The organism is Pseudomonas sp. MYb13, assembly GCF_002980075.1.
Classification (GTDB): Bacteria; Pseudomonadota; Gammaproteobacteria; order Pseudomonadales; family Pseudomonadaceae; genus Aquipseudomonas; species Aquipseudomonas lurida.
This window is the reverse complement of the sequence record NZ_PCQI01000006.1, coordinates 1-26554: the sequence shown is the minus strand read 5'-3', so window position 1 is coordinate 26554 and position 26554 is coordinate 1. Positions and strand designations below refer to the sequence as shown.

Below are 26554 nucleotides of genomic sequence, written 5' to 3'. Positions count from 1 at the left end.
TTCTTCGAGGAATGCTTGTCGTTATTTGCTGTATGGCAGGGATAGCGGCGGCGGATGAAAAGAACATCCTGGTTACCAGCGGTAGCGATCGGGCCACCCCGATCGCCGTAGTACCGTTCGGCTGGCAGGGCGGCAGCGTGCTGCCGGACGACATGGCCCAGATCGTCAGCGACGACCTGCGCAATTCCGGTTACTACGCACCGATTCCAAAAGGCAACATGATCAGCCAGCCGAACCAGGCCAGCGAAGTCGTGTTCCGTGACTGGAAGGCGGTGGGTGCGCAGTACCTGATGGTCGGCAATATCACGCCGGCCGGCGGTCGCCTGCAGATCCAGTACACGTTGTTCAACGTGGCGACCGAGCAGCAGGTCCTGACCGGCAGCGTCTCGGGCACTGCCGAGCAGATCCGCGACATGGCCCACTACATCTCGGACCAGTCGTTTGAAAAGCTCACCGGCATCAAGGGTGCTTTCTCGACACGCATGCTGTACGTAACGGCTGAGCGTTTCTCTGTAGACAACACTCGTTACACTTTGCAGCGTTCGGACTACGACGGTGCACGTGCCGTGACCCTGTTGCAGTCCCGTGAGCCTATCCTGTCGCCGCGCTTTGCGCCGGACGGCAAACGCATCGCCTACGTGTCTTTCGAGCAGAAGCGTCCGCGTATCTTCGTCCAGCACATCGATACTGGCCGTCGTGAGCAGATCACCAACTTCGAAGGCCTCAACGGTGCACCGGCCTGGTCGCCGGATGGTTCGCGCCTGGCATTCGTGCTGTCCAAGGACGGCAACCCGGACATCTACGTGATGAACATGGCCTCGCGCCAGATCTCTCGCGTCACCAGCGGCCCGGGTATCAATACCGAACCGTTCTGGGGCAAGGATGGTTCGACCATCTACTTCACCTCTGACCGAGGCGGCAAGCCACAAATCTATAAGGCGAGCGTGAGCGGTGGTGGTGCAGAGCGCGTTACTTTTATCGGTAACTACAACGCCAACCCTAAACTTTCGGCTGATGAAAAGACGTTGGTGATGATTCACCGTCAGGATGGTTTCACTAATTTCCGGGTTGCGGCCCAGGATTTGCAGCGCGGAACCGTAAAAATCCTCACAGATACCAACCTTGATGAGTCAGCCACTGTTGCGCCCAACGGCACCATGGTAATCTACGCCACCCGCCAGCAGGGCCGGGGAGTCTTGATGCTCGTGTCCATTAATGGACGCGTAAGGCTCCCACTTCCTACCGCACAAGGCGAAGTCAGAGAACCATCCTGGTCCCCTTACCTGAACTGACGCGGCGCTACAAAAAGATTTGCTTAACACACTGGGGTTCATTAGGAGTTTCACGATGGAAATGCTGAAGTTTGGTAAGTTTGCTGCTCTGGCTCTGGCTCTGTCCGTAGCCGTTGGTTGCTCGTCTAAAGGCGGCGACAATGCCGGTGAAGGCGCAGCTGTTGATCCAAACGCTGGTTACGGCGCTAACACTGGTGCGGTTGACGGCTCCCTGAGCGAAGAAGCTGCTCTGCGCGCTATCACCACTTTCTACTTCGAATACGACAGTTCGGACCTGAAGCCAGAAGCCATGCGCGCTCTGGACGTTCACGCGAAGGACCTGAAAGCTAACGGCGCTCGCGTTGTTCTGGAAGGTAACACCGACGAACGTGGTACTCGTGAGTACAACATGGCACTGGGCGAGCGTCGTGCGAAAGCCGTTCAGCGCTACCTGGTACTGCAAGGTGTTGCTCCAGGCCAACTGGAACTGGTTTCCTACGGTAAAGAGCGTCCAGTTGCTACTGGCCACGACGAGCAGTCCTGGGCTCAAAACCGTCGCGTCGAACTGCGTAAGTAATTCGTCATGCGAACGTGCCGTCGTGCTCTAACTGTATTGGCTCTCAGCCTCGCACCGCTTGCGGTGTGGGCTGCGGTTCCTGTGGAAGATAGCAACTCTGGCTATAACAATAGCGGGAGCAGTTATCCGCCAGCGGGTTATGGCACGAACGGCGCCTATGCGGGGGGAGCGGCTACGTCCGCTCCCTCGGCACAGGGCGAACTGTTCAACCAGCTGCAACGCATGCAGGATCAGATCGCGCAGCAACAAGGCGCCATTGAAGTACTGCAAAACCAAGTGAACCAGCTGAAGCAAGAAGGCCTGGAGCGTTACCAGGACCTTGATCGACGCATTGGAGCCGGTGTTACACCTGCCGCAACTCCTGATAATTCTTCTGCCGGTGGCGCGCCTAGTGCTGCTGCCGGTGGTGCAGCAGCAGGGGCCGTGGCGGCAAGCCAGGCCCCTGCCGCAAGCAGCGAACCGGGTGATCCGGCGAAGGAAAAGCTGTATTACGATGCAGCCTTCGACCTGATCAAAGCCAAGGACTTCGATAAGGCCAGCCAGGCATTTACCGCATTCCTGCGCAAATACCCGAACAGCCAGTACGCGGGCAACGCCCAATATTGGTTGGGTGAAGTTAACCTGGCAAAAGGTGATCTACAGGGTGCAGGCCAGGCATTTGCCAAGGTCAGCCAGCTGTACCCCAAGCATGCCAAGGTGCCGGATTCGCTGTACAAACTCGCTGATGTAGAGCGCCGCCTCGGTCATACCGACAAGGTCAAAGGCATTCTGCAGCAGGTTGTGGCCCAGTATCCGGGGACTTCTGCTGCCCAGTTGGCCCAACGAGACCTGCAGCGCTTGTAAGCGAAGCAACCCGTTTGGAAGAAACCCGCGCCTGGCGCGGGTTTTTTCGTTAGAATCCACGCCCTTTTATGAAACACGCTTTTTGGGGCCTACGCGTTGGCGGGGTCCTTTAAAGTGCCTGACGGAGGCGGACAGCCTGTTTAGCTGTTACGCCCGTGGCGACTATGCAAGACACATTACGTATTACCGAAGTTTTTTACTCGTTGCAGGGTGAAACGCGGACGGCTGGCCTGCCCACAGTATTTGTGCGCCTGACCGGTTGCCCCTTGCGTTGCCAATACTGTGACAGCGCCTACGCCTTCAGTGGTGGCACGGTGCGCACCCTCGATGACATCCTGGAGCAGGTCGCCGGCTACAAGCCGCGCTACGTCTGCGTGACCGGCGGTGAGCCGCTGGCCCAGCCCAATGCCATCCCGTTGCTCAAACAGTTGTGTGATGCCGGCTACGAGGTCTCCCTGGAGACCAGTGGCGCCCTGGACATCTCAGCGGTCGACCCCCGTGTAAGCCGCGTGGTTGACCTCAAGACCCCAGGCTCCAAGGAAGCGCATCGCAACCGCTACGAGAACATCGAACTGCTGACGGCCAACGACCAGGTCAAGTTCGTCATCTGTTCCCGAGATGACTACGACTGGGCGAATTCCAAGCTGATTCAATATGGGCTGGACCGTCGCGCAGGCGAAGTGCTGTTCTCGCCAAGCCACCATGACCTGAATGCACGTGACCTCGCCGATTGGGTGGTTGCAGACAATCTACCGGTGCGCCTGCAATTGCAGCTGCATAAATACCTTTGGAATGACGAGCCAGGACGCTGATATGACTGAACACACCATGGATCAAAAACGCGCGGTAATCCTGCTGTCTGGCGGACTCGACTCCGCCACGGTGGTTGCCATGGCACAAGAGCAAGGCTACAGCTGCTACACCATGAGCTTCGACTACGGCCAGCGCCACCGCGCCGAGCTGAACGCCGCGGCCCGTGTCGCCCGTGACATGGGGGTGGTCGAGCACAAGGTGATCGGCTTGAACCTCAACGGCATCGGCGGCTCCGCGCTGACCGATAGCAGCATCGATGTGCCGGAAACGCCTGGCGAAGGCATCCCGGTGACCTACGTGCCGGCACGTAACACGGTGTTCCTGTCCTTGGCCCTGGGCTGGGCAGAAGTGCTCAACGCCCGCGATATCTTTATCGGCGTCAACGCCGTGGATTACTCCGGTTACCCAGACTGCCGACCAGAGTTCGTCGAGTCGTTCGAGCGCATGGCTAACCTGGCCACCAAGGCCGGTGTAGAAGGGCAGGGCTTCCGCATCCTGGCCCCGCTGCAAAACCTGAGTAAGGCCGATATCGTGAAGGCTGGCGTAGGACTTGGCGTCGATTATTCGCTGACCGTTTCCTGCTATCAGGCAGACGATGACGGCCGTGCTTGTGGGAAATGCGACAGCTGCCGACTGCGCGCAGAAGGCTTCCAAGCCGCCGGAATTACTGACCCAACGCGTTATTTCTGATTTATTTCAAATAAGGTGTTGAATAATCCTTAGAAATCAGTATTATACGCGCCACCACACAGCGGGTCGTTAGCTCAGTTGGTAGAGCAGTTGGCTTTTAACCAATTGGTCGTAGGTTCGAATCCCACACGACCCACCATTTTTGGCGGTTTAGAAAATCCGGAAGGCCCACGCAAGTGAGGATTTCCGGGTTTTTTTTTGCCCGTTTGAAAAACAGTAAGCCCCAGGCGATTGAAAAGCCTGGGTTTTTTGTATCTGCGGCTGGGTGAAACAATCACCGAAACCAAGCGGTCATACTCGGGTTTTGCAGTCATTGCTGGAAACGAAAAAGCGGCTGAAGTCTTTGAAATCCATAGGATTGTCCGACAATCTAGCGCATGAAAAACTCTTCATAAACCGCCCGCTCGAACGTTGGTAGCTTCCTCGTCGCTGCCCCATCATTCGAGTCCTAATAATGAATAACAAAACTCTTAAAGGCGCCTTGGCGCTCGCCGTTTCCCTTGCCTCGACCCAACTGTTTGCCGGTGGTTTCGCGCTCAATGAACAAAGTATCAGTTCAATGGGCACGGGCTACGCCGGCCGCTCCTCGTCGGCCGAGGACGCGAGTACGGTGTTCGGCAACCCCGCAGGTATGTCTCGCCTGAAACAAAATGAAGTCAGCCTCGGCGCGACCTACCTCGATGCCAAAACCAATATCAAGGACGCCAGTTCCTCACAGTTCGGTGCCGACAACCCCGGCACCAACAAAGGCGACATGGTGCCTGGCATTGCCGTGCCGATGGGCTACCTGGTCACGCCCATCGATGAGCACTGGGCGTTTGGCCTGGGTATCTACGCGCCTTTCGGCCTGGTCACCGACTATGAGCACAGCTTCCAGGGCAATGGCTTTGGCAGCAAGAGCAAGGTGTCAGTCATCACCGTGCAGCCGACGGTCAGCTACGCCTTCAACGACACGGTGTCGGTGGGCTTTGGCCCGACCTTCAACCGCATCACCGGCGAGTTGGACTCCACTGTGCCGCTGGGGGGCGGCGCGGGCGAAAGCGTGAAGGTCAAGGGCAACGACAGCGCCACCGGGTTCAACGCCGGTATCCTCGTGCAGCCTCTCGACAGCACGCGCATCGGCGTGACCTACCACTCGCAGGTGGTGTACCACCTCAGCGGCAAGACCCATGCTTCCGGCTTGATTTCCGATGCATTCGACGGTGGGCCGCAGAAGTATGACGCCAGCCTGGATGTGACTACGCCTTCGTCGGTGGACTTTTCGGTAACCCATCAACTGAACGACGATTGGACCCTCTACCTCGGCAGCACCTACACCCGCTGGAGCCAGTTGAAGAAGATCACCATCAACAACGACGGTGTATCCGACCTGACCGCTCAATTCGGTGGCCTGGGCTCCATCACCGAGCAACAGCACTGGCATGACACGTGGTCCCACGCCATCGGCGCGGCGTATCGGGTCAACAAGGAACTGGTGCTGCGGACCGGTTTCTCGGTGGATCAGACGCCGACCAACAACACTGATCGGTCTGTGCGAATTCCTACAGGGGACCGCACGGTTTTCAGCCTGGGCGCCGGCTGGACGCCTGTCGACAACCTGACCTTCGATGTGGCGTATTCCTACCTCAAGGAAGAGCCGATCAAGGTGCGACAGAATCTTTCCCAGGTTGGCCTGACCTACGATGCCAAGTATGAAAACAGCGCCAATGGCTTTGGTGGGTCGGTGACTTACCGTTTCTAGGCCAGACACGGCAGCAAAGAGTCAGCTTTTTGGCAGGGCTCTTTGTTGCCTAGGTGCTGTCATTCGATGGAGGTGTTGGTTAGATTAGACCGTGTTCAGATCAAGACAGGGACCGTCATGACCACGCTTTTGCCGATCAAATCCGCCAATACCCTTATCGTCCGCCCGGCCGAAACGTCGCCCGTGCCCCACACGCAAAACACGGACGTCAGCGTGACGCGTCCCTCCTCGGTGGTCAGCCTGGGCAATGGGGTAGCCGACACGCTCTCCGATACCTATTCACGCCGTGGGCAACTGCCCGGTCAAGAGACAGTGCGTGCGTGGGAAAGCGACAACCAGGATGCACTCAGCAAAACCCTCAACGCCAATTTCAATTCGCTGTCGACGGCCAACCGCTTCAGTGGCCTTGGCGCAGGCCTTATTGCGCAGTTTGCCAAGGGCGGCGGGGTGGGGCTTTCCCAGTCCGTGCTGTATGCGAGTGCCGATCGGGCGCAAAATTCCGGCGAAATCAAGCTCGATCAGAGCCTCTTGCACACTAAGGCCGACAACCTGGTCAGCCTCAGCATCAAGACCGCCAGCGGCAAGACTGTCACCTTCAGCCTCTCCAGCCAGACCGATGGCCTGGGCGTACAGGCCACGGTAGACGGTGGCACCTTGAGTGATGAGGAACTAGAAGCGGTCGGTAAACTGGGCAGCGCTTTCCAGTCTGCCGTGGATGGGTTGACCGCGACGCCGCCGAAGCTCGACCTTAGCGGGCTGACCCGGTTTGATTCCAGGCTGCTGGCCTCGGTGGACCTCAATGCCAAGGTCAAATCCCCGGACGGTCAGGACCTGAGCCTGGCCTTCCACGCCGACAGCCAGAGCCGCACCACTCGCATGAGTGGCCCGCTCGGCGAGCTGAACCTGGCAGTGGACTTGAAAAACACCGCGATCCTCGGCGATGCCAGGCAACAGGCCAAGGCGCTGGACAGCTACCTGGCCCAGTTTGACCGGGCCCAGGAGCGCGGCAGCGCCAAGCCGGAATTGATGGCGATGTTCAAAGATGCTTTCAGCGCCATGAACAGCAACTATCCACAGGGGCTGTCCCTGCCAAAAGCGCTGACGCGCAACCCGACCGACCAGGGCTTGCTGACGGGCCTGGCGGATTTCAAGGCCTCGATCAAGCAGGCTACCGAGTCCTCCAACCCGATGCGCCCGTCCGAAGTGGACAGCTTTGCCTATGAGGTCTCGCAAAGGACCCGTGTCGGCGGCAACAGTGCGTTAGACCGCAGTGTCAGCCAGGACCAGCAGTCGAGCCTGTCCGCAAGTTTTCATAAAGGCCTCAAGGGCGGCAAGGCTCCGGCCCTGGACACCCGCGCCGAGTCGCAGAATTATCTCTATGTGCAAGTGCGCGACAAGGCCAGCAGTTCGGCGCATCTCTCGTATAAGGATGGCCTGCTGTCCAACGCCTCTGTGTCGCAAGAGGCCAGCCAGGAGACGCGCACGCAGAAGTACGTGATGGGCAAGCTGGTAGACGAGACGTTTGTGCCCAGGCAGGCGGCGGTCAAGCGCGATTACCTGGTACTCCTTGAATATGCCGCCAAGGAAAGCAAAAAGTCCAAGGACGCGCTGGAGGAGTCCACCTTGAAGGATGCCTTGTCCAACATGCATGACGCGGTGATCCTGCAGGAGGATCCCTCGAAGCTCGTGCGCTGACCTTTCTTATTCAGCCGGGCTTGCCGGCGATGGCGTCTCCAGGAGCGCCGTCTCCAGCAAGTCGGCTCCCGCCCGTCATCCCCATCCCCGCCCCAGATTAGGCTTTTGAAAACCTTGGATATTCTGTAGCCTTGCGCAGCTTCATCCCAAACCGTGCTTGATGAACACAATCACTTCGTCCGGCGGCGCCCGATGGGCTCCAGAGCCGGTGGTACACTCGACTTTCGCGCAACTGCGCCTGCAGGTCTTGCGAACATGACGCAAATTTCCGAACGCCTTCTGGTTCAAGCCCACCTCGACGCCAAGCAGCCCAAGGCCCTCAGCGCCAACGAAGAGGCGAGCCTGCGCACCGCCATCGCCGCCGAGCTCAAAGCTCAGGACGCGGTACTGGTTGCCCACTTCTACTGTGACCCCGTCATCCAGGCCCTGGCCGAAGAAACCGGGGGCTGTGTGTCCGACTCCCTGGAAATGGCTCGCTTCGGCGCTGCCCACCCGGCCAAGACCGTGCTGGTCGCCGGTGTGCGTTTCATGGGCGAGACCGCCAAGATCCTCACACCCGAAAAACGCATCCTCATGCCGACCCTGGAAGCGACCTGTTCCCTGGACCTGGGTTGCCCGGTCGATGAGTTTTCGGCGTTCTGCGACCAGCATCCTGAACGCACCGTGGTGGTGTATGCCAACACTTCGGCGGCGGTCAAGGCACGGGCGGACTGGGTAGTGACCTCCAGCTGTGCATTGGAAATCGTCGAAAGCCTGATGGACAACGGCGAGACGATCATCTGGGGGCCCGACAAACACTTGGGCACCTACATCCAGCGCCAGACCGGGGCCGACATGCTGTTGTGGGACGGTGCGTGCATCGTTCACGAAGAGTTCAAGTCCAAGCAGCTGGAGGACATGAAGGCGTTGTACCCGGATGCCGCTATCCTGGTGCACCCTGAGTCGCCGACGTCGGTCATCGAACTGGCGGATGCCGTGGGGTCGACCAGCCAGCTGATTGCGGCGGCCCAGCGCCTGCCGAACAAGACCTTTATCGTCGCCACCGACCGCGGCATCTTCTACAAGATGCAGCAGCTATGCCCGGACAAGGTCTTTGTCGAAGCACCTACCGCCGGTAACGGCGCGGCTTGCCGCAGTTGCGCACACTGTCCGTGGATGGCCATGAACACGCTGGAGCGCACGCTGCAGTGCCTGCGTGAGGGCAGTAACGAGATTTTCGTCGAGCCTGCGGTGATCCCGCACGCGGTGCGACCGCTCAAGCGCATGCTCGACTTCACCCAGGCTGCACGCCTCAAGCTCGCTGGCAACGCCTGATTAAACGGTGGGAGCTGGCTCGCCTGCGATAGCATCACCTCGGTACATCACAAGCACCGAGTCGCCTGTATCGCAGGCAAGCCGGCTCCAACACTGATCTTGAGTGTGCCGGGGCTTATTTTTTCTGCTTGGGAATCCGCACCAGCTGCGTATCCGAATAGATGTCGTGCCAGCTGCGTTTGCGCTTATCAAACAGCGACCAGATAAACCCCAGCCCCACGCACGACCACGACGCAATCGACACCACGAAGCGCAACAGCGCCTGCCACAGGCTGATCCGCGAGCCGTCGGCGTTCTGTACGCGCACGCCCCAGACCTGCATGCCCAGGGTCTGCCCGGAATGGGTCCAGAACTTGGCAAAGAAGCCAAACAGCACAAACAACAGGATCGTCGACAGCAACGGATCGCCGTCCAGCGCGCCGGATTCGGTGAGGGTGCGCATCTTCGCTTCGCCGACAAATGCGATCCAGATCAACTTGTAGATAAACGCAGTGACGATCAGCAGGGCAGTGCACAACAGGAAGTCGTAGAACATCGCTGCCAGGCGGCGGCCCAGGCCAACGGCGGGGAATTCGCCTTGGGGGCTCAGCAGGGGTTTGGACATGGCAGGGCTCTCTTGTCAAAAAAGCCATTTTACGAGTAAACGCACATAAAAAAGCCCCTGATGTCACCATCAGGGGCTTTTTGTCGCAGGAAGGATCAGCCTTCTGCTTGTACTTCGTCAGCCTGCATGCCTTTCTGGCCTTGCACGGCTTTGAAAGTGACCTTCTGGCCTTCTTTCAGGCTCTTGAAGCCGTTGCCCTGGATAGCGCGGAAATGCACGAACAGATCCGGACCGCTTTCTGGAGTGATAAAACCAAACCCTTTTTCGTCGTTAAACCACTTGACGGTACCGCTCTGACGATCAGACATTTTCTTCTTTCCTTTGACGCTAAAAATTAATGACAGCCCCTTTCACATGAAAGAGTACTGGGCTGGGTTGCAGGAAAGTAAGAGACGTCGAACGGGTTGTAGCACAACTACTTCAGCTACTGCCCAGGTCCAGGTTCCAAGCGACCCATGCAAACACAGTGAACAAACTCTACGCCAACTAATAGAGAAAAAACAAGCCCTGCCAAAAGCCCAGCGTTTGCTGGGCCTTGTGACACTTGGGTGACTGTTAGGGGGGGCGGGTTATTCGATAGAGTTGATCACTTGTTATAGGTTGTTACCTATAAAAAAGGCTATCGATAGTGCACTGTTTTATGGCGGTTGCGTTACAGATTAGTGCACGTTGACGCAACCGCGTTACTTATAGAAACAACCAATCAACCGCGGAAGTAACGTTGCGGTACAAATGGCATTTTACTTACACGAAGGGGCACCTTTTTCCCACGTACCAGCGCCGAAACTTCGGTATCCAGTGCGATGAAGGCGCTGTCCAGGTAACCCATCGCCAACGGGCCGCCCAGGGTCGGGCTGAAACCACCGCTGCACACACTGCCGATCACGGTGCCGTCTGCGTCGACAATTTCCGCGCCTTCACGCACAGGCGTGCGTTCCTGCGGCAATAAGCCTACCCGTTTGCGGCTCACGCCGGCTTGTTGCTGGGTGAAGATCTTGTCGGCACCCGGGAACCCCCCAGCGCGAGCACCCTCGGCACGACGGGCCTTGGAGATCGCCCACAGCAGGCTGGCTTCGATCGGTGTGGTGTCGGTGTTCATGTCGTGGCCGTACAGGCACAGGCCGGCTTCCAGGCGCAAGGAATCGCGGGCACCCAGGCCGATCGCCTGTACTTCGGTCTCGGCCAGCAGGCTGCGCGCCAGGCTTTCGGCATTGGCGGCGGGAACGGAGATTTCGAATCCGTCCTCGCCGGTGTAGCCCGAACGGCTGACATAGCAGTCCACGCCCAGCAAGCGCAGGGAGGCGAACTGCATGAAGGTCATCTTGGTGACTTCCGGTGCCAGGCGCGCCAGTACCTTGACCGCCGCCGGCCCCTGCAGGGCCAGCAAGGCACGCTCTTCGAACAACGGCTCGATGGTGCACTGGTCGCCGATATGCTGACGCAGGTGCGCCAGGTCCTGGTCCTTGCAGGCGGCGTTGACCACCAGGAACAGTTCGTCGTTACCCAGGTTCGCCACCATCAGGTCGTCGAGAATCCCGCCCTGGTCGTTGGTGAACATCGCATAGCGCTGCATGCCTACCGGCAGGTCGATGATGTCGACCGGCACCAGGGTTTCCAGGGCCTTGGCGGCATTCGCGCCGGTCAGGCGGATCTGGCCCATGTGGGACACGTCGAACAGCCCGGCCTGATCACGGGTGTGCAGGTGTTCTTTCATCACGCCCAGTGGGTATTGCACCGGCATGTCGTAACCGGCGAAGGGCACCATGCGCGCGCCCAATTCGATGTGCAGGGCGTGCAGAGGGGTTTTCAACAGGGTTTCGGTGGACATATTCAGCTCCTGAAAAACGTGCTGGCGCGCCTTTAGGCGTCAGCACTCGATAATGTTGACCGCCAAACCGCCACGGGCGGTTTCCTTGTATTTGCTTTTCATGTCGGCGCCGGTCTGGCGCATGGTGCGAATGACCTTGTCCAGCGAGACGAAGTGCTGGCCGTCGCCACGCAACGCCATGCGCACTGCATTGATGGCCTTGACCGAGCCCATGGCGTTGCGCTCGATGCAAGGCACCTGCACCAGCCCGCCAATCGGGTCACAGGTCAGGCCGAGGTTATGTTCCATGCCGATCTCGGCGGCGTTTTCCACCTGGGAAACGCTACCGCCCAGCACTTCGCACAGCGCGCCGGCCGCCATTGAGCAGGCCACGCCGACCTCGCCCTGACAGCCGACTTCGGCACCCGAGATCGACGCGTTTTCCTTGTACAAAATGCCGATGGCGGCGGCGGTGAGCAGAAAGCGCACCACGCCGTCTTCATTCGCGCCGGGGATAAACCGCATGTAGTAATGCAGCACTGCCGGCACGATCCCGGCCGCACCGTTGGTGGGCGCCGTCACCACGCGCCCGCCGTTGGCGTTTTCTTCGTTGACCGCCAGGGCGTAGAGGTTGACCCAATCGAGCACCGACAGCGGATCGCGCAGCGCCGATTCCGGGTTCTTGCACAACTGGCGATGCAAGGCCGCGGCGCGACGCTTGACCTTCAAGCCGCCGGGCAGGATCCCTTCGTTACGGCAACCCGCGTCCACGCAGTCCTGCATCACTTGCCAGATCTTCAGCAGGCCGGCGCGGGTTTCCGCTTCCGGGCGCCAGGCACTTTCATTGGTCAGCATCACTTGGCTGATGGACAGCCCATAGGTGGTGCAGTGGCTCAGCAGGTCCTTGGCGTGCTTGAACGGGAAGGTCAAGGGCGTGGCGTCCTCGACAATCCGGTCGGCACCAGCCGCGTCTTCATCCACCACAAAACCGCCGCCGACCGAGTAGTACTCGCGGCTGCGGATCTGGATATTGGCGGCGTCGAAGGCGCGGAAAATCATGCCGTTGGGGTGATAGGCGAGGGGTTTGCGAATCATCGCCAGGTGTTCTTTCTCGTTGAACGCAATGCTGTGTTCACCGAGCAGGTTGAGGCGACCGTCGCCGCGCATTTGCGCGAGGCGTGCCGCCACGGTTTCGGTATTCACGGTGTCCGGGTGTTCGCCTTCCAGCCCAAGCAGTACGGCCTTGTCGCTGCCGTGGCCTTTGCCAGTGGCGCCAAGCGAACCATAGAGTTCCACCTTGATGCTGGCGGTTGAACTCAGCAGGTTGTCGCGCTTGAGGCCTTCGACGAATCGGGCAGCGGCGCGCATCGGGCCGACGGTGTGGGAACTGGAGGGGCCGATGCCAATCTTGAACAGGTCGAACACGCTTAAAGACATGAGTTGTTCTCCGGTTTCTTATTATTTTATGAGGACCGACTCGGTCAATGTGGGAGCCGGGCTTGCCTGCGATGGCGGTGGTTCAGACAACGTCAATGTCACTGATACACCGCTATCGCAGGCAAGCCAGCGCCTACACTGGCCGCGTTTTCAGCCCGGTTATGCGTAGCTCTCGATCGACGGGCACGCACACACCAGGTTGCGATCGCCAAACACGTTGTCGACACGGCCCACCGGCGGCCAGTACTTGCCTTCGATCAACGAAGCAACCGGGTACACCGCTTGCTCGCGGCTGTAAGGATGGCTCCATTCGCCCACCAGTTCCGCCGCGGTGTGCGGGGCGTTCTTGAGTGGGTTGTCGTCCTTGTCCAGGGTGCCGTTTTCCACCGCGCGGATTTCTTCGCGGATGGCGATCATGGCGTCGCAGAAGCGGTCCAGCTCTTGCTTGGATTCGCTTTCGGTCGGCTCGATCATCAAGGTGCCGGCCACCGGGAACGACATGGTCGGTGCGTGGAAGCCGAAGTCGATCAGGCGCTTGGCCACGTCGTCCACGCTGATGCCGCTGCTGTCCTTGATAGGGCGCAGGTCGAGGATGCATTCGTGCGCCACCAGGCCGTTGCTGCCGGTGTAGAGCACTGGGTAGTGCTCCTCGAGGCGACGGGAGATGTAGTTGGCATTCAGGATCGCCAGTTGCGAAGCGCGCTTGAGGCCCGCGCCGCCCATCATGCTGATGTACATCCAAGTGATCGGCAGGATGCTCGCGCTGCCGAACGGCGCCGCGCACACCGCGCCTTCCTTGCGTTCCATGGCTGCGTGACCTGGCAGGAACGGGGTGAGGTGCGACTTGACGCCGATCGGGCCAACACCCGGGCCGCCACCGCCGTGAGGAATGCAGAAAGTCTTGTGCAGGTTCAGGTGGGACACGTCGCCACCGAACTTGCCCGGTGCGCACAGGCCGACCATCGCGTTCATGTTGGCGCCGTCGATGTACACCTGGCCGCCGTTGTCGTGGATGATCCCGCAGATTTCGCGGATGCCTTCCTCGAACACACCGTGGGTGGACGGGTAAGTGATCATCAATGCTGCGAGGTGATCGCGGTGCTCGAGGGCCTTGGCGCGCAGGTCTTCAATGTCCACGTTGCCACGTGCATCGCAGGCGGTGACCACCACGCGCATGCCTGCCATGTTGGCAGTGGCTGGGTTGGTGCCGTGTGCCGACGATGGGATCAGGCAGATGTCGCGACGCTCATCGCCACGGCTCTGGTGGTAGGCACGAATGGCCAGCAGGCCCGCGTACTCGCCCTGGGAACCGGCGTTCGGTTGCAGCGAAATCGCATCGTAACCGGTGGCCGCGCAGAGCATGGCCTCCAGGTCTGAGGTCAGTTCCAGGTAGCCGGCGCTTTGTTCGGCCGGGGCGAATGGGTGCAGCGCACCGAACTCGGCCCAGGTCACCGGGATCATTTCACTGGCGGCGTTGAGCTTCATGGTGCACGAGCCCAGCGGAATCATGGTGCGGTCCAGCGCCAGGTCCTTGTCGGCCAGCTTGCGCAGGTAGCGCATCAGCTCGGTTTCCGAATGATAACGGTTGAACACCGGGTGGCTGAGGATCGGCGACTGGCGCAGCAGGGCGGCCGGCAGGGTGCTGTCCACACTGTTGGCGAGGACGGCGAATTCCGGCAGGGCCGTGCCCTCGGCGAAGATCGCCCAGAGGGTGTCGATATCGGCCTGGGTGGCGGTTTCATCCACCGACACACCCAGGCGCTCGGCGTCCACCACGCGCAGGTTGATACGTTGGGCGCGGGCCTTGTCGTGCAGGGCGGCGGTGTTGACGCCGGTGTTGAGGGTCAGGGTGTCGAAGAAGTGTTCCTGCTCGACGTTCACACCAAGCGTGGTCAAGCCCTTGGCCAGGATCGCGGTCAACTGGTGCACACGTTGGGCGATCTGGGTCAGGCCCTTTGGACCGTGGTACACGGCGTACATGCTGGCGATGTTGGCCAGTAGCACTTGGGCGGTGCAGATGTTGCTGGTGGCTTTTTCGCGGCGGATATGTTGCTCGCGGGTCTGCATGGCCAGGCGCAGGGCCGGCTTGCCGAAACGGTCGACGGAGACACCGACCAAACGGCCTGGCATGTCGCGCTTGAACGCATCCTTGGTGGAGAAGTACGCCGCGTGTGGGCCACCGAAGCCCAGTGGCACACCGAAGCGCTGCGCGCTGCCGATGGCCACGTCGGCGCCGAACTCACCCGGAGGGGTCAGCAGGGTCAGGGCCAGCAGATCGGCGGCCACGGCTACCAAGGCGTTGGCGGCTTGGAAACGCTCGGTCAGCTCGCGGTAGTCGAACACATCACCGTTGCTGGCCGGGTATTGCAGCAGGGCGCCGAAGAAGGCGCTGACGTCGGTCAGTTCGCGCTCATCGCCCACCACCACGTCGATACCCAACGGCTCGGCACGGGTGCGCAATACGTCGAGGGTCTGCGGGTGGCTGTGGACCGAGGCGAAGAACGCATTGCTGCTCTTGTTCTTGCTCAGGCGCTTGCAGAACGTCATGGCTTCGGCAGCGGCGGTGGCTTCGTCGAGCAAGGATGCGTTGGCGATCGGCAGGCCGGTGAGGTCGCTGATCAGGGTCTGGAAATTCAGCAGCGCTTCCAGGCGACCTTGGGAGATCTCTGGCTGGTACGGGGTATACGCGGTGTACCAGGCCGGGTTTTCCAGCAGGTTGCGCAGGATCGGCGACGGCGTGTGGCAGTTATAGTAGCCCTGGCCGATGTAGGTCTTGAACAGTTGGTTCTTGCCGGCGATGGCCTTGATCTTGGCCAGGGCCTCGGCTTCGCTCAGGCCGTCTTCCAGGCCGAGCACGCTGGTGCCCTTGATGCTTTCCGGGATCACACTGGCGCTCAGGGCTTCCAGGGACTCGAAGCCAAGGCTGGCAAGCATGTGCTGCTCATCTTCCTGGCGCGGGCCGATGTGGCGGGCGATGAATTCGTTGGCGGTGGTGAGATTAACGGTCATGGCGCGCTCCTCAAGCTTCAGCGTTGGCTTTGATCAGGCGGTCGTACGCATCCTGATCCAACAGCTTAGCTACTGCACTGGCATCAGCGGGTTTAAAGCGGAAGAACCAACCTTCGCCCATCGGGTCTTCGTTGACCAGCTCGGGGCTGCCGTCGAGTTTATCGTTCACTTCGAGTACTTCGCCGGCCAGAGGCATGTACACACCGCTGGCGGCCTTCACCGACTCCACGGTGGACGCTTCAGCGCCCTTGTCGTAGGCCTGCAACTCCGGCAGTTGCACGAAAACCACATCACCCAACGCGTTCTGCGCGAAAGCGGTGATACCCACGGTGACGCTGCCATCGGCTTCGGCGCGCAGCCATTCGTGATCTTCAGTGAAACGCAACTCGCTCATGGAAACTCCTCAGGGCCAGATTCGTCTGGTGGACGGGATTGGAATAATGAGGAGTTGCTTAGCAATATCGCGGCCAACGTTATTAAGTCTTTATAAATCAATAGCTTGAATAAAATGGTTATGATGATATGAATTTCAGCTGTAGCGAATTCGCTACACTCGGGCGCGTGAAAAAAAGCCTATGTGGATCAAAGCCTTGCATGGCGCGTAAAAAACAGGGTTGTAGCGATATCGTTCCACTGTAGCGCTTTCAGTACACTGAATGTCGTTCCTGAACCAAAACCTAAAGGTCGGCGTGCAATTCTTGTGGGAGCTGGTTTGCATGCGATAGCGGTTTGCCTGACCCAGCGCTATCGCAGGCAAGCCAGCTCCCACCTGTTGATCGGTGCTCGGCTTCAGGATTTGTTGGGGATACCGTACTTGCGCAGGCGATGGGCGATGGCCGTGTGGGAGGTTTGCAGGCGGCTGGCCAGTTGTCGGGTCGACGGGTAGTGGGTGTAGAGCTTTTCCAGCAGGCCGCGTTCGAAGTCTTCGACGGCCTGTTCCAGGCTGTCGATTTCACCGTCGCTCTGGCGAGCCACCGAAGTGCCGGCGATGTCCAGGTCGCCGATGTCCACCAGGCTGCTTTCACAGATGGCGGCGGCGCGAAAGATCACGTTCTGCAGTTGGCGCACGTTACCCGGCCAGCGGTTACCCAGCAGCGCCGGGTACGTGCCGGGCGCCAGGCGGCACACCGGGCGCTGGATCTGCGCACAGGCCTGCTGCATGAAATAACGGGCCAGCAACAGGATGTCCTGGCCGCGTTCGCGCAGCGGCGGCACTTCGACATTGAGCACGTTGAGGCGGTAGAACAGGTCTTCGCGAAAGGTGCCCTCGCTGACCATCTTTTCCAGGTCGCGGTGGGTAGCGCTGAGGATGCGCACATTGACCTTCACTTCACGGTCGCCGCCGACCCGTCGGAAGCTGCCGTCATTGAGAAAGCGCAGCAGTTTGGCCTGCAAGTACGGCGACATTTCACCGATCTCATCGAGAAACACCGTGCCCTGGTTGGCCAACTCCATCAGCCCCGGCTTACCCCCGCGCTGCGCACCGGTAAAGGCGCCCGGTGCATAACCGAACAGCTCGCTTTCGGCGAGGTTTTCCGGCAGCGCCGCGCAGTTCAAGGCCAGGAATGGCGCGCTGTGGCGCGCGCTGATGGCGTGGCAGGCGCGTGCCACCAACTCCTTGCCGGTGCCGGTTTCGCCCTGGATCAACAGCGGTGCATCCAGCGCCGCCACGCGCTGCGCGCGCGCCTTGAGGGTGCGGATCACCGGGGACTCGCCCAGCAATGCGTCAAACCCTTCGGCATGGTCGTGGTGCAGCGCCGACAGTTGTTCGCCGATACGGTTGGGTTGGTAGAGGGTCAGCAGGGCGCCCGCGTCGGTGATCGGCGTGGCGTCCAGCAGCAGGGTCTGGCCGTTGACGCTGATCTCGCGCAAGGGCAGGCGAAAGCCGTGTTCCAGCAAGGTGTCCAGCAGCGCCGGGTCATTGAACAGCTCGCTGATGCTTTCCCCGGCCGGCTCGCGACCGTACAGCGCAATCAATGCCGGGTTGGCCAGCAGGATCTTGCCCGCGCTGTCCAGTGCCAGCACCGGGTCGGTCATTGCCGCCAGCAGGGCGTCGAGCTGCAGGTGACGGCGTTGGCCGGGGAGGATGTCCACCACCGTGACCGCCTGCACGCCGTGCACGCTGAACAGGGCATCGCGCAGTTCTTCGAGGACCTCGGCGCTCAGCGTCGGCGCGTCGATATAGACGTTGGGCGGCACCATTTCCACCGCATCCAGGTTGAGATTGCGCCCACCGAGCAAGGCCAGGACTTCCTGGGTGATGCCGACGCGGTCGATGAAGCTGACGTGGATACGCATGGGGCGGTTGTTGGTTCTGGCGTACTGAGGGTGGCCAGTATGCCTGACAGGTGATGGAGATCAAAAATGTGGGCGCGGGCTTGCTCGCGAATACGGTGGGTCAGTGAAAAAGTTGCTGACTGACACACTGCATTCGCGAGCAAGCCCGCTCCCACATTTGATTGTTGGTGCCTGGGAAATCGGGTTATTCGAGGTGTTCGGGCTTGACCGGATCGCCTGCCTTCACATCCAACTGGTGCCGAACATCCTCGAACATCAAGTCGTACTGCTTGTGCATCGAGCCATTCAACACGGCAACCTTGGGCATGCCGTATTTCTGCGCAATGTTCATCGCATGCCGCGCAAAGTCGAACGCCTGGTCCTTGGGCAAGAAAAACTCCTCCTTGAGGTCCTTGCCCTGCACCGAGCCATGCAGCTTGAACAGCATCCCCTTGCCTTCCTTGGGGTCCTGGCTGACTTCGTAGTCGATGCACAGGTTGTAGCTGTAGTCCTGGGTATTCAGCGCGTGACGTTCAACGTGCAGGTGACCCGGTTCAAAGGTTGCCATAGGCGTATCTCCTCTACTTTACAGATAGGTGATGCCAGGTGTTGCCGTGCTGATGCGCGTACCGGCGCTGCCCTGGACGATGGCTTCGATGTCCGAGAGTGAACCGATGACCGCGGTTTTTCCAGTCTGGCGCGCGAACTCGCAGGCCGCTTGCACCTTGGGGCCCATGGAGCCGGCGGCGAAGCCGAGTGTCTCGATTTCGTCAGGGTGGGCCTGGCCGATGGCTTTTTGGGTTGGCTTGCCGAAGTCGATAAAGGCCGCGTTGACATCGGTGGCGATCACCAGCAGGTCGGCGTCCAGTTGCGCCGCCAGCAAGGAGGAGCACAGGTCCTTGTCGATCACCGCTTCAATGCCCTTGAGCTTGCCGTCCTCGCCATACATCGTCGGGATGCCGCCACCGCCGGCGCAGATCACGATGGCGCTTTTTTCCAGCAGCCACTTGATCGGACGGATTTCAAAGATGCGCTTGGGCCGTGGACTGGCCACCACGCGGCGGTACTTGTCGCCGTCCGGGGCGATGGCCCAGCCTTTTTCAGCGGCGAGTTTTTCTGCTTCGGCTTTGGAATACACGGGGCCAATGGGCTTGGTCGGGTTCTGGAAGGCCGGGTCCTTGGCGTCCACTTCGACCTGGGTGAGCAGGGTGGCGAACGGTACTTCAAAGTCCAGCAGGTTGCCCAGTTCCTGTTCGATGATGTAGCCGATCATGCCTTCGGTCTCGGCACCGAGCACGTCCAGCGGGTACGGCGACACCTGGGTGTAGGCCGCCGCCTGTAGCGACAGCAGGCCGACCTGCGGGCCATTGCCATGGGCGATGACCAGCTCGTTGCCGGCATGGATCTTGGCGATCTGTTCGGTGGCGATTCGGATATTGGCGCGTTGGTTGTCCGCGGTCATGGGTTCACCACGGCGGAGCAGGGCGTTGCCGCCCAGGGCTACGACGATGCGCATACAGAATGTCCTTCTGAAAGTTCTGATGAAGGAACGCGGTCAATGTGGGCGCTGGCTTGCCTGCGATAGCATCACCGCAGTCTGCTTGATAGACCGAGGCGCCTGCATCGCGGGCAAGCCCGGCTCGCACAAAAAGCAGCGCCCACATTGATAGCATTACCAAGGCGAAGGGTTAGATATCCGCGAGTGCCGACACCAGAATCGCCTTGATGGTATGCATGCGGTTCTCCGCCTGCTCAAAGGCAATGTTGGCCGGCGACTCGAACACGTCCTCGGTCACTTCCACACCATTGGCCAGGTTCGGGTACCGCGCGGCGATGTCCTTGCCCACCTTGGTTTCGCTGTTGTGGAACGCCGGCAGGCAGTGCATGAATTTCACGCGCGGGTTGCCCGAGGCTTTCATCATCTTGGCGTTGACCTGGTAGGGCAGCAGTTGCTCGATGCGCTCGTCCCACGCTTCCACCGGTTCACCCATGGACACCCAGATATCGGTGTGGATGAAGTCCACGCCCTTGACCGCTTCCTTGGGGTCTTCGGTAATGGTGATACGCGCACCGCTTTCTTCGGCAAACGCCTGGCATTGCTTGATGAAGTCCTCGTGCGGCCACAGCGCTTTCGGCGCGCCGATGCGCACGTCCATGCCCAGCTTGGCGCCGATCATCAGCAGCGAATTGCCCATGTTGTAGCGCGCGTCGCCGAGGTAGGCGTAGCTGATGTCATGCAGCGGCTTGTCGCTGTGTTCGCGCATGGTCAGGGTGTCGGCGATCATTTGGGTCGGGTGGAACTCGGCAGTCAGGCCGTTGAACACCGGTACGCCGGCGAACTTGGCCAGCTCTTCGACGATCTCCTGCTCGAAGCCACGGTACTCGATCGCGTCGAACATGCGTCCGAGTACGCGAGCGGTGTCTTTCATGCTTTCCTTGTGGCCGATCTGCGATGACACCGGGTCGATATAGGTGACGTGCGCGCCCTGGTCATGGGCCGCGACTTCGAAAGCGCAGCGGGTGCGAGTCGAGGTTTTTTCGAAGATCAGCGCGATGTTCTTGCCCTTCAGGTGCGGACGCTCGGTGCCGGTGTATTTGGCGCGCTTGAGGTCGCGGGACAGGTCCAGCAGGTAGTGCAGCTCGCGGGTAGTGTGGTGCATCAGCGACAGCAGGCTGCGGTTGCGCATGTTGAAAGCCATGATGGATCTCCTTCTGTTTAGGTTATCCCCTTGGCCGGCGCCTTATGGGCGACGGCCAAGGCCTGGAAATTAATAGTCGATTGGGTCGCGGATGATCGGGCAGGTCATGCAGTGGCCACCGCCCCGGCCGCGGCCGAGTTCGCCGGCACTGATGGTGATGACTTCCACGCCGGCCTTGCGCAGCAGGGTGTTGGTGTAGGTGTTGCGGTCGTAACCGATCACCACGCCAGGCTCCACTGCGACCACGTTGTTGCCGTCGTCCCACTGTTCACGTTCGGCGGCGAAGCTGTTGCCGCCGGTCTCGACCACGCGCAGCGCCTTGAGGTTGAGGGCAGCGGCGACGGTTTCGAGGAAGTTGGTTTTCTCTCGTTGGATGTCGATGCCATGCGGCTTGCTGTCATCAGGGCGCAAGGTGAAGGGGACGATCTGGTTGACCACTTCAGGGAAGATGGTCACCAGGTCGCGGTCGCAGAAGCTGAACACGGTGTCCAGGTGCATCGCCGCGCGGGATTTCGGCAGGCCGGCAACGATCACGCGTTCCACGGCTTTGTTTTTGAACAGGTTACGCGCCAGTTGGCCGATGGCCTGGTGGGACGAGCGTTCGCCCATGCCGATCAGTACGACACCATTGCCAATCGGCATGACGTCGCCGCCTTCCAGCGTGGCGGCGCCGTGTTCCTGGTCGGGGTCGCCGTACCAGATCTGGAAGTCTGCGTTGGTGAACTCAGGGTGGAATTTGTAGATGGCCGAGGCCAGCAGGGTTTCCTGGCGTCGCGCCGGCCAGTACATCGGGTTGAGCGTCACGCCGCCGTAGATCCAGCAAGTGGTGTCACGGGTGAATTGGGTGTTGGGCAATGGCGGCAGGATGAAACTGGCGTGGCCTAGGAAATCGCGGAACATCTCGATGGTCTTGCCACCGAAGCTGCTCGGCAGGTCATCAGCCGACACACCACCGATCAGGAACTCACTGATCTTGCGCGGCTCCAGGCTGCGCAGCCACGAGCTGACTTCATCGACCAGGCCCAGGCCCACCGTATTGGCAGTGATCTTGCGCTCCAGGATCCAGTCCAGCGCTTCGGGGATGGCGACGATGTCGGTCAGCAGGTTGTGCATTTCCAGCACATCAATGTCCCGCTCGCGCATCTTGGTGACGAAGTCGAAGTGGTCGCGCTTGGCCTGGGCTACCCACAGCACGTCATCGAACAGCAGTTCATCGCAGTTGTTGGGGGTCAGCCGCTGGTGGGCCAAGCCTGGGGAGCACACCATGACTTTGCGCAGTTTGCCGGCTTCGGAATGTACGCCGTATTTCACTTTTTCCGTGGTCATTACAGATCCTCCAGTGAACAAGAGTTACAGGGTCAGGAAGCCGTCGTAGAGCCCATAGGCCGCCACCAGGGCGCCAATGACCACTGCGGCGAAAATCAGCTTCTCGACGTGGGTGAAAATCGGTTTGCCCAGTTCATGCTTGGCCTTGGCGAACAGGATCACGCCGGGGGCATACAGCAGGGCGGAAAGCAGCAAGTATTTGACACCGCCGGCGTAGAGCAGCCAGACCGCGTAGATCAGCGCGACGGCGCCAATGAACAGGTCTTTCTTGCGCTCGGCCAGGGCGTTTTCGTAAGTCTCGCCGCGCACCGCCAGGAGCAGGGCGTAGGCCGCCGACCACAGGTAGGGCACCAGGATCATCGAGGTGGCGAGGTAGATGAGCGACAGGTAGGTGCTGGCGGAAAACAGCGTGATCACCAGGAAGATCTGCACCATCGCGTTGGTCAGCCACAGGGCGTTGGCCGGCACGTGGTTGGCGTTTTCGCGGCGCAGGAACTCCGGCATGGTGTGGTCCTTGGCGGCGGCGAACATGATTTCTGCACACAACAGCACCCACGACAGCAATGCCCCCAGCAGCGAGATGATCAAGCCGACACTGATCAGCACCGCGCCCCAGTGGCCCACGACATGCTCCAGCACGGCCGCCATCGACGGGTTCTGCAGTTTGGCCAGTTCCGGTTGGGTCATGATCCCCAGGGACAGCACGTTCACCAGCATCAGGAACAGCAGCACGGTGATAAAGCCGATCACGGTGGCCTTGCCGACGTCGGAGCGTTTTTCCGCACGGGAGGAGAAGATGCTCGCACCTTCGATGCCGATGAATACCCACACGGTGACCAGCATCATGTTGCGCACCTGGTTCATCACACTGCCCAGGTCGGGGTTTTTCACGCCCCAGATATCCGCTGTGAAAATATCCAGCTTGAACGCGAACAGCGCGATCAACACAAACAGCACCAGCGGCACCACCTTGGCGACGGTGGTCACCAGGTTGATGAACGCCGCTTCCTTGATGCCGCGCAGCACCAGGAAATGCACAGCCCACAGCAGCACCGACGCACCGATCACGGCGGCCGGCGTATTGCCTTCGCCAAAGATCGGGAAGAAGTAACCGAGGGTGCTGAACAGCAATACGAAGTAACCGACGTTGCCCAGCCACGCGCTGATCCAGTAACCCCAGGCGGATGAGAAGCCCATGTAGTCGCCAAAGCCGGCCTTGGCGTAGGCATACACGCCGCCGTCGAGGTCGGGCTTGCGGTTGGCCAGGGTCTGGAAGACGAAGGCGAGGGTCAACATGCCGATCGCGGTAATGACCCAACCAATCAACACGGCGCCGACGTCGGCACTGGCGGCCATATTTTGCGGCAGTGAGAAGATCCCGCCGCCAATCATCGAGCCGACGACAAGTGCAACCAGTGCGCCCAATCGAAGTTTTCCGGGAGATTCAGACATCGCATAACTCCAATGCAGGAGAAGAGAGACCACAGAATAAATCCGTGCGCTAATCAAACAGCTGACTCAGATCACTTCATTGGCACATTCCATTGTGAATTAATGACTTGGGATGGAAAGTTCTGGGCAATAGTTTTTCGCGCAAAGGTGCTTTCCAGAGCATTCCCTGCGTATTGGTTAATCATTTAGTGCTACGTATGGACGGTTTAAGCTAGACCGTTTTCCCAAATGTGCAAACTTTTCGGTAAGGCGACAGCAAGTAACGTTAAAGCGACAGATGACCGACGGTATTTAAATTATAAATAAGCCTAAACTATATAAACGGTCATGCCGTTGGGTTATGAACAGGGTGTTTTTATCGCAGTCACTCATAAACGCTACACTCGCTGGATTAAGGCGTTGAGTGCACAGTTTTAGCTAAAAAGTTCATATAATCAGGAGTGTCCATGTCCCAACCGGCCCAGAAGCTACGACTCAGTGCCCTGATCGCCTTGGTGGTAGGGTCGATGATCGGTGGGGGGATTTTCTCGCTGCCGCAGAACATGGCGGCGCGTGCCGAGGTCGGGGCCGTATTGATCGGCTGGGCAATCACCGCGGTCGGTATGCTGACCCTCGCCTTCGTGTTCCAGAGCCTGGCCAATCGCAAGCCCGAGCTGGATTCGGGGGTGTATGCCTACGCCAAGGCCGGCTTTGGCGACTACATGGGCTTCTCATCCGCCTGGGGTTACTGGATCAGCGCGTGGATGGGTAACGTTGGTTACTTCGTGTTGCTGTTCAGCACCCTGGGTTACTTTTTCCCGGTGTTCGGCCAGGGCAATACGCCGGTGGCCATCGGTTGTGCATCTTTGCTGCTGTGGGCCGTGCATTTTCTGGTGCTGCGTGGGATCAAGGAGGCCGCGTTCATCAACCAGATCACCACTGTCGCGAAGATCGTGCCGCTGCTGATGTTTATCGTGATTGCTTGCGTGGCCTTCAGGGCCGAGATCTTCACCCGTGATATCTGGGGTGCAGGTAACCCGAACCTAGGCAACGTGGTGGACCAGGTGCGCAACATGATGCTGGTCACTGTGTTTGTGTTTATCGGTATCGAGGGCGCCAGTGTGTATTCGGCGCGGGCCGAGAAACGCTCGGACGTGGGCCGCGCCACGGTGATCGGCTTCCTGGGCGTGCTGGCGTTGCTGGTGCTGGTGAATGTGCTGTCCTTGGGCATCATGAGCCAGCCCGAACTCGCGCAATTGCAGAACCCGTCACTGGCGGGTGTGTTGGAACATATTGTCGGCCCGTGGGGGGCGATGGCGATCAGCATCGGCCTGGCGGTGTCGCTGCTCGGTGCCTTGCTGTCCTGGGCGTTGCTCTGCGCGGAAATCCTCTATGCCACGGCCCATGACAAGACCATGCCGGCTTTCCTGAAAAAGGAAAACGCCAACCAGGTGCCGGTCAACGCGTTATGGCTGACCAATGTGATGATCCAGGTCTTTCTGGTGATCACTCTTTTTTCCCACAGCACCTACACCACCCTGATCTACCTTGCCTCATCGATGATCCTGGTGCCGTACCTGTGGTCGGCGGCCTATGCGGTGCTGTTGAGCGGGCGCGGCGAAACCTACGAAGGCGCCCACGGCCAGCGTATGAAGGACCTGCTGGTAGGCCTGGTCGCCCTCGGCTACGCGGTGTGGCTGCTCTACGCCGGCGGCTTGAAGTACCTGTTGCTGTCTGCGCTGCTCTATGCCCCCGGCGTGATCCTGTTTGCCCTCGCCAAGCGTGAGCAGGGCCGGCCCGTGTTTACCCACATGGAAAAAGGCATTTTCAGCTGTGTGATCGCCGGCGCCGGGCTGGCGGCGTATGGGCTGTACAGCGGGGTGTTGTCGTTGTGAGACTGACGTTTGAGCCTCCCTATGACTGGGCAGCGATGGTGGGCTTTTTATCGGCACGGGCGATCATGGGGCTGGAAACCGTAGAGGCGGGTGTCTATCGGCGCAGCATCAGCATCGATGGGCAGCACGGCTGGATCAGCGTTGCGTCGGGGGCGGGTGACTGGCTGGACGTCACGGTGGGCTTCCCTGATGAGGCCGCCTTGCCCGAGATCGAGCGGCGCCTGCGCAGGATGTTCGATCTGGACGCCCAGCCCCGGTGGATCAACGCGCAACTGGCGACCGACCCGCTGATGGCGCAGTTGGTTGCTGCGCGGCCCGGCCTGCGCGTGCCGGGCACTTGGGACGGGCTCGAACTGGCGATTCGTGCCGTGTTGGGCCAGCAGATCACAGTGGTGGCGGCCATCCGCCTGGCGAGCAAGTTGGTGGTCCGCTACGGTCAACCGCTGCAAACGCCGCACGCCGGTATCACCCACGTGTTCCCCGGGCCCGAAGTCTTGGCCGCGACGGATTTGACCACACTGGGAATGCCCAAGGCACGTGGGCGTACGTTGTCGGCTGTCGCCCAGGCGTTGCTGGATGATCCGGAGGTGTTCGAGCCCAAGGCCAGTCTCAAGGAGGGCGTGGCAAGGTTGGTGGCGTTGCCGGGGATTGGCGACTGGACGGCGCAGTACATCGCCATGCGTCAGATGCGCGAGGCGGATGCATTTGCGTCGGGGGATATCGGTTTGATCAATGCATGGGTGGCGCTGGAGGGTGGGCCGGTTTCAGCGCGGCAGTTGCTGGCGCGGGCCGAGGCGTGGCGGCCGCTCAGGGCCTATGCTGCGCAGCATTTATGGACGTCGTTGAGCCGGGTGGATTGAGGGCGCCTGTATGGGCCTCATCACAGCATAGGCGGCGCGGGGCCTGACATGCGACCGCTATCTGACTTTAAATCCGCGATCCAAATGTGGGAGCGGGCTTGCCTGTGAAGGCGGCCTGACAGCCGACCGCAATCTACCGGTAAGGCCACGATCCAAATGCGGGAGCGGGCTTGCCTGCGAAGGCGGCCTGACAGCCGACCGCAATCTACCGGTAAGGCCACGATCCAACTGTGGGAGCGGGCTTGCCCGCGAAGGCGGCCTGACA

Annotated in this window: 22 protein-coding genes and 1 tRNA gene; 11 read left to right on the top strand and 12 right to left on the bottom strand. The window is 60.2% G+C overall.

The window, feature by feature from the left end; genetic code table 11:
- Nucleotides 1-11: 11 nt before the first annotated feature.
- The 9 genes from tolB to nadA all read left to right on the top strand — a co-directional run bounded on the left by tolB (nt 12) and on the right by nadA (nt 8944).
- Nucleotides 12-1292, top strand: a complete 1281-nt coding sequence (tolB, locus tag CQ002_RS13150; RefSeq protein WP_034109148.1) for a Tol-Pal system beta propeller repeat protein TolB — start codon at nt 12-14, stop codon at nt 1290-1292.
- Nucleotides 1293-1347: 55 nt separating this feature from the next.
- The gene (gene pal / locus CQ002_RS13145) at nt 1348-1848 is read left to right on the top strand and encodes a peptidoglycan-associated lipoprotein Pal (protein ID WP_003209827.1); all 501 of its coding nucleotides are present in this window, start codon (nt 1348-1350) and stop codon (nt 1846-1848) included.
- 6 nt (nt 1849-1854) lie between these two features.
- Nucleotides 1855-2691: a tol-pal system protein YbgF gene (gene ybgF, locus CQ002_RS13140; protein ID WP_034109147.1), complete on the top strand. Its 837-nt coding sequence runs from the start codon at nt 1855-1857 to the stop codon at nt 2689-2691.
- A 164-nt stretch (nt 2692-2855) separates the two neighbouring features.
- Nucleotides 2856-3503, top strand: a complete 648-nt coding sequence (gene queE, locus CQ002_RS13135; RefSeq protein WP_025854757.1) for a 7-carboxy-7-deazaguanine synthase QueE — start codon at nt 2856-2858, stop codon at nt 3501-3503.
- A 16-nt stretch (nt 3504-3519) separates the two neighbouring features.
- Nucleotides 3520-4194 (top strand): 7-cyano-7-deazaguanine synthase QueC, encoded by a 675-nt coding sequence (gene queC, locus CQ002_RS13130; RefSeq protein ID WP_034109378.1) that lies wholly within the window; start codon nt 3520-3522, stop codon nt 4192-4194.
- A gap of 63 nt (nt 4195-4257) precedes the next feature.
- Nucleotides 4258-4333 (top strand) — tRNA-Lys (locus CQ002_RS13125).
- Nucleotides 4334-4648: 315 nt separating this feature from the next.
- Nucleotides 4649-5935, top strand: a complete 1287-nt coding sequence (locus CQ002_RS13120; RefSeq protein ID WP_105162782.1) for an OmpP1/FadL family transporter — start codon at nt 4649-4651, stop codon at nt 5933-5935.
- Nucleotides 5936-6052: 117 nt separating this feature from the next.
- Nucleotides 6053-7630, top strand: coding sequence for a lactate dehydrogenase (locus CQ002_RS13115; protein ID WP_234010356.1), 1578 nt, complete (start codon nt 6053-6055; stop codon nt 7628-7630).
- 255 nt (nt 7631-7885) lie between these two features.
- On the top strand, nt 7886-8944 hold the full coding sequence (nadA, locus tag CQ002_RS13110) for a quinolinate synthase NadA (protein ID WP_105162781.1): 1059 nt from the start codon (nt 7886-7888) through the stop codon (nt 8942-8944).
- Nucleotides 8945-9059: 115 nt separating this feature from the next.
- Here the strand turns inward: nadA and CQ002_RS13105 are convergent, their stop codons facing one another.
- The 12 genes from CQ002_RS13105 to arcD (CQ002_RS13050) form a co-directional block, all read right to left on the bottom strand.
- Nucleotides 9060-9548 carry an RDD family protein gene (locus CQ002_RS13105; RefSeq protein WP_034109144.1) on the bottom strand — a complete coding sequence of 163 codons (489 nt, stop codon included), beginning with the start codon at nt 9546-9548 and terminating at the stop codon, nt 9060-9062.
- 95 nt (nt 9549-9643) lie between these two features.
- The gene (locus CQ002_RS13100) at nt 9644-9856 is read right to left on the bottom strand and encodes a cold-shock protein (protein ID WP_034109143.1); all 213 of its coding nucleotides are present in this window, start codon (nt 9854-9856) and stop codon (nt 9644-9646) included.
- A gap of 395 nt (nt 9857-10251) precedes the next feature.
- On the bottom strand, nt 10252-11376 hold the full coding sequence (gene gcvT / locus CQ002_RS13095) for a glycine cleavage system aminomethyltransferase GcvT (protein ID WP_105162780.1): 1125 nt from the start codon (nt 11374-11376) through the stop codon (nt 10252-10254).
- A 39-nt stretch (nt 11377-11415) separates the two neighbouring features.
- Nucleotides 11416-12792: an L-serine ammonia-lyase gene (locus CQ002_RS13090; RefSeq protein WP_034109141.1), complete on the bottom strand. Its 1377-nt coding sequence runs from the start codon at nt 12790-12792 to the stop codon at nt 11416-11418.
- Nucleotides 12793-12951: 159 nt separating this feature from the next.
- Nucleotides 12952-15801, bottom strand: coding sequence for an aminomethyl-transferring glycine dehydrogenase (gene gcvP / locus CQ002_RS13085; protein WP_105162779.1), 2850 nt, complete (start codon nt 15799-15801; stop codon nt 12952-12954).
- A 10-nt stretch (nt 15802-15811) separates the two neighbouring features.
- Nucleotides 15812-16195 carry a glycine cleavage system protein GcvH gene (gene gcvH / locus CQ002_RS13080; protein WP_034109139.1) on the bottom strand — a complete coding sequence of 128 codons (384 nt, stop codon included), beginning with the start codon at nt 16193-16195 and terminating at the stop codon, nt 15812-15814.
- Between the two features lie 395 nt (nt 16196-16590).
- Nucleotides 16591-18099, bottom strand: coding sequence for a sigma-54-dependent transcriptional regulator (locus CQ002_RS13075; RefSeq protein WP_034109138.1), 1509 nt, complete (start codon nt 18097-18099; stop codon nt 16591-16593).
- 184 nt (nt 18100-18283) lie between these two features.
- Nucleotides 18284-18646: a DUF5064 family protein gene (locus CQ002_RS13070; protein WP_034109137.1), complete on the bottom strand. Its 363-nt coding sequence runs from the start codon at nt 18644-18646 to the stop codon at nt 18284-18286.
- Between the two features lie 18 nt (nt 18647-18664).
- The gene (gene arcC, locus CQ002_RS13065) at nt 18665-19594 is read right to left on the bottom strand and encodes a carbamate kinase (protein WP_105162778.1); all 930 of its coding nucleotides are present in this window, start codon (nt 19592-19594) and stop codon (nt 18665-18667) included.
- Between the two features lie 172 nt (nt 19595-19766).
- On the bottom strand, nt 19767-20777 hold the full coding sequence (locus tag CQ002_RS13060) for an ornithine carbamoyltransferase (protein ID WP_016973242.1): 1011 nt from the start codon (nt 20775-20777) through the stop codon (nt 19767-19769).
- Nucleotides 20778-20846: 69 nt separating this feature from the next.
- The gene (gene arcA / locus CQ002_RS13055) at nt 20847-22103 is read right to left on the bottom strand and encodes an arginine deiminase (protein WP_034109135.1); all 1257 of its coding nucleotides are present in this window, start codon (nt 22101-22103) and stop codon (nt 20847-20849) included.
- Between the two features lie 24 nt (nt 22104-22127).
- Nucleotides 22128-23555: an arginine-ornithine antiporter gene (gene arcD, locus CQ002_RS13050; protein WP_034109134.1), complete on the bottom strand. Its 1428-nt coding sequence runs from the start codon at nt 23553-23555 to the stop codon at nt 22128-22130.
- 446 nt (nt 23556-24001) lie between these two features.
- Between arcD (CQ002_RS13050) and arcD (CQ002_RS13045) the strand changes: the two genes are divergently transcribed.
- Together arcD (CQ002_RS13045) and CQ002_RS13040 are read left to right on the top strand one after the other, a co-directional pair.
- Complete coding sequence (arcD, locus tag CQ002_RS13045) at nt 24002-25429, top strand: arginine-ornithine antiporter (protein ID WP_034109133.1); 1428 nt, start codon at nt 24002-24004, stop codon at nt 25427-25429.
- Nucleotides 25426-26289 carry a DNA-3-methyladenine glycosylase gene (locus CQ002_RS13040; protein WP_105162777.1) on the top strand — a complete coding sequence of 288 codons (864 nt, stop codon included), beginning with the start codon at nt 25426-25428 and terminating at the stop codon, nt 26287-26289. The genes arcD (CQ002_RS13045) and CQ002_RS13040 overlap by 4 nt, the downstream gene beginning before the upstream one ends.
- Nucleotides 26290-26554 lie beyond the last annotated feature (265 nt).

Bases quoted from the DNA above. Each gene is read 5' to 3' on its own strand.
- CQ002_RS13070 (WP_034109137.1), bottom strand. From the start codon at position 18,646: ATGGCAACCTTTGAACCGGGTCACCTGCACGTTGAACGTCACGCGCTG.
- queC (WP_034109378.1), top strand. From the start codon at position 3,520: ATGGATCAAAAACGCGCGGTAATCCTGCTGTCTGGCGGACTCGACTCC.
- arcC (WP_105162778.1), bottom strand. From the start codon at position 19,594: ATGCGCATCGTCGTAGCCCTGGGCGGCAACGCCCTGCTCCGCCGTGGT.
- CQ002_RS13100 (WP_034109143.1), bottom strand. From the start codon at position 9,856: ATGTCTGATCGTCAGAGCGGTACCGTCAAGTGGTTTAACGACGAAAAA.
- arcD (WP_034109134.1), bottom strand. From the start codon at position 23,555: ATGTCTGAATCTCCCGGAAAACTTCGATTGGGCGCACTGGTTGCACTT.
- arcD (WP_034109133.1), top strand. From the start codon at position 24,002: ATGTCCCAACCGGCCCAGAAGCTACGACTCAGTGCCCTGATCGCCTTG.
- gcvT (WP_105162780.1), bottom strand. From the start codon at position 11,376: ATGTCCACCGAAACCCTGTTGAAAACCCCTCTGCACGCCCTGCACATC.
- nadA (WP_105162781.1), top strand. From the start codon at position 7,886: ATGACGCAAATTTCCGAACGCCTTCTGGTTCAAGCCCACCTCGACGCC.
- tolB (WP_034109148.1), top strand. From the start codon at position 12: ATGCTTGTCGTTATTTGCTGTATGGCAGGGATAGCGGCGGCGGATGAA.
- CQ002_RS13090 (WP_034109141.1), bottom strand. From the start codon at position 12,792: ATGTCTTTAAGCGTGTTCGACCTGTTCAAGATTGGCATCGGCCCCTCC.
- CQ002_RS13105 (WP_034109144.1), bottom strand. From the start codon at position 9,548: ATGTCCAAACCCCTGCTGAGCCCCCAAGGCGAATTCCCCGCCGTTGGC.
- CQ002_RS13120 (WP_105162782.1), top strand. From the start codon at position 4,649: ATGAATAACAAAACTCTTAAAGGCGCCTTGGCGCTCGCCGTTTCCCTT.
- CQ002_RS13115 (WP_234010356.1), top strand. From the start codon at position 6,053: ATGACCACGCTTTTGCCGATCAAATCCGCCAATACCCTTATCGTCCGC.
- pal (WP_003209827.1), top strand. From the start codon at position 1,348: ATGGAAATGCTGAAGTTTGGTAAGTTTGCTGCTCTGGCTCTGGCTCTG.
- ybgF (WP_034109147.1), top strand. From the start codon at position 1,855: ATGCGAACGTGCCGTCGTGCTCTAACTGTATTGGCTCTCAGCCTCGCA.
- CQ002_RS13075 (WP_034109138.1), bottom strand. From the start codon at position 18,099: ATGCGTATCCACGTCAGCTTCATCGACCGCGTCGGCATCACCCAGGAA.
- queE (WP_025854757.1), top strand. From the start codon at position 2,856: ATGCAAGACACATTACGTATTACCGAAGTTTTTTACTCGTTGCAGGGT.
- gcvH (WP_034109139.1), bottom strand. From the start codon at position 16,195: ATGAGCGAGTTGCGTTTCACTGAAGATCACGAATGGCTGCGCGCCGAA.
- arcA (WP_034109135.1), bottom strand. From the start codon at position 22,103: ATGACCACGGAAAAAGTGAAATACGGCGTACATTCCGAAGCCGGCAAA.
- CQ002_RS13060 (WP_016973242.1), bottom strand. From the start codon at position 20,777: ATGGCTTTCAACATGCGCAACCGCAGCCTGCTGTCGCTGATGCACCAC.
- gcvP (WP_105162779.1), bottom strand. From the start codon at position 15,801: ATGACCGTTAATCTCACCACCGCCAACGAATTCATCGCCCGCCACATC.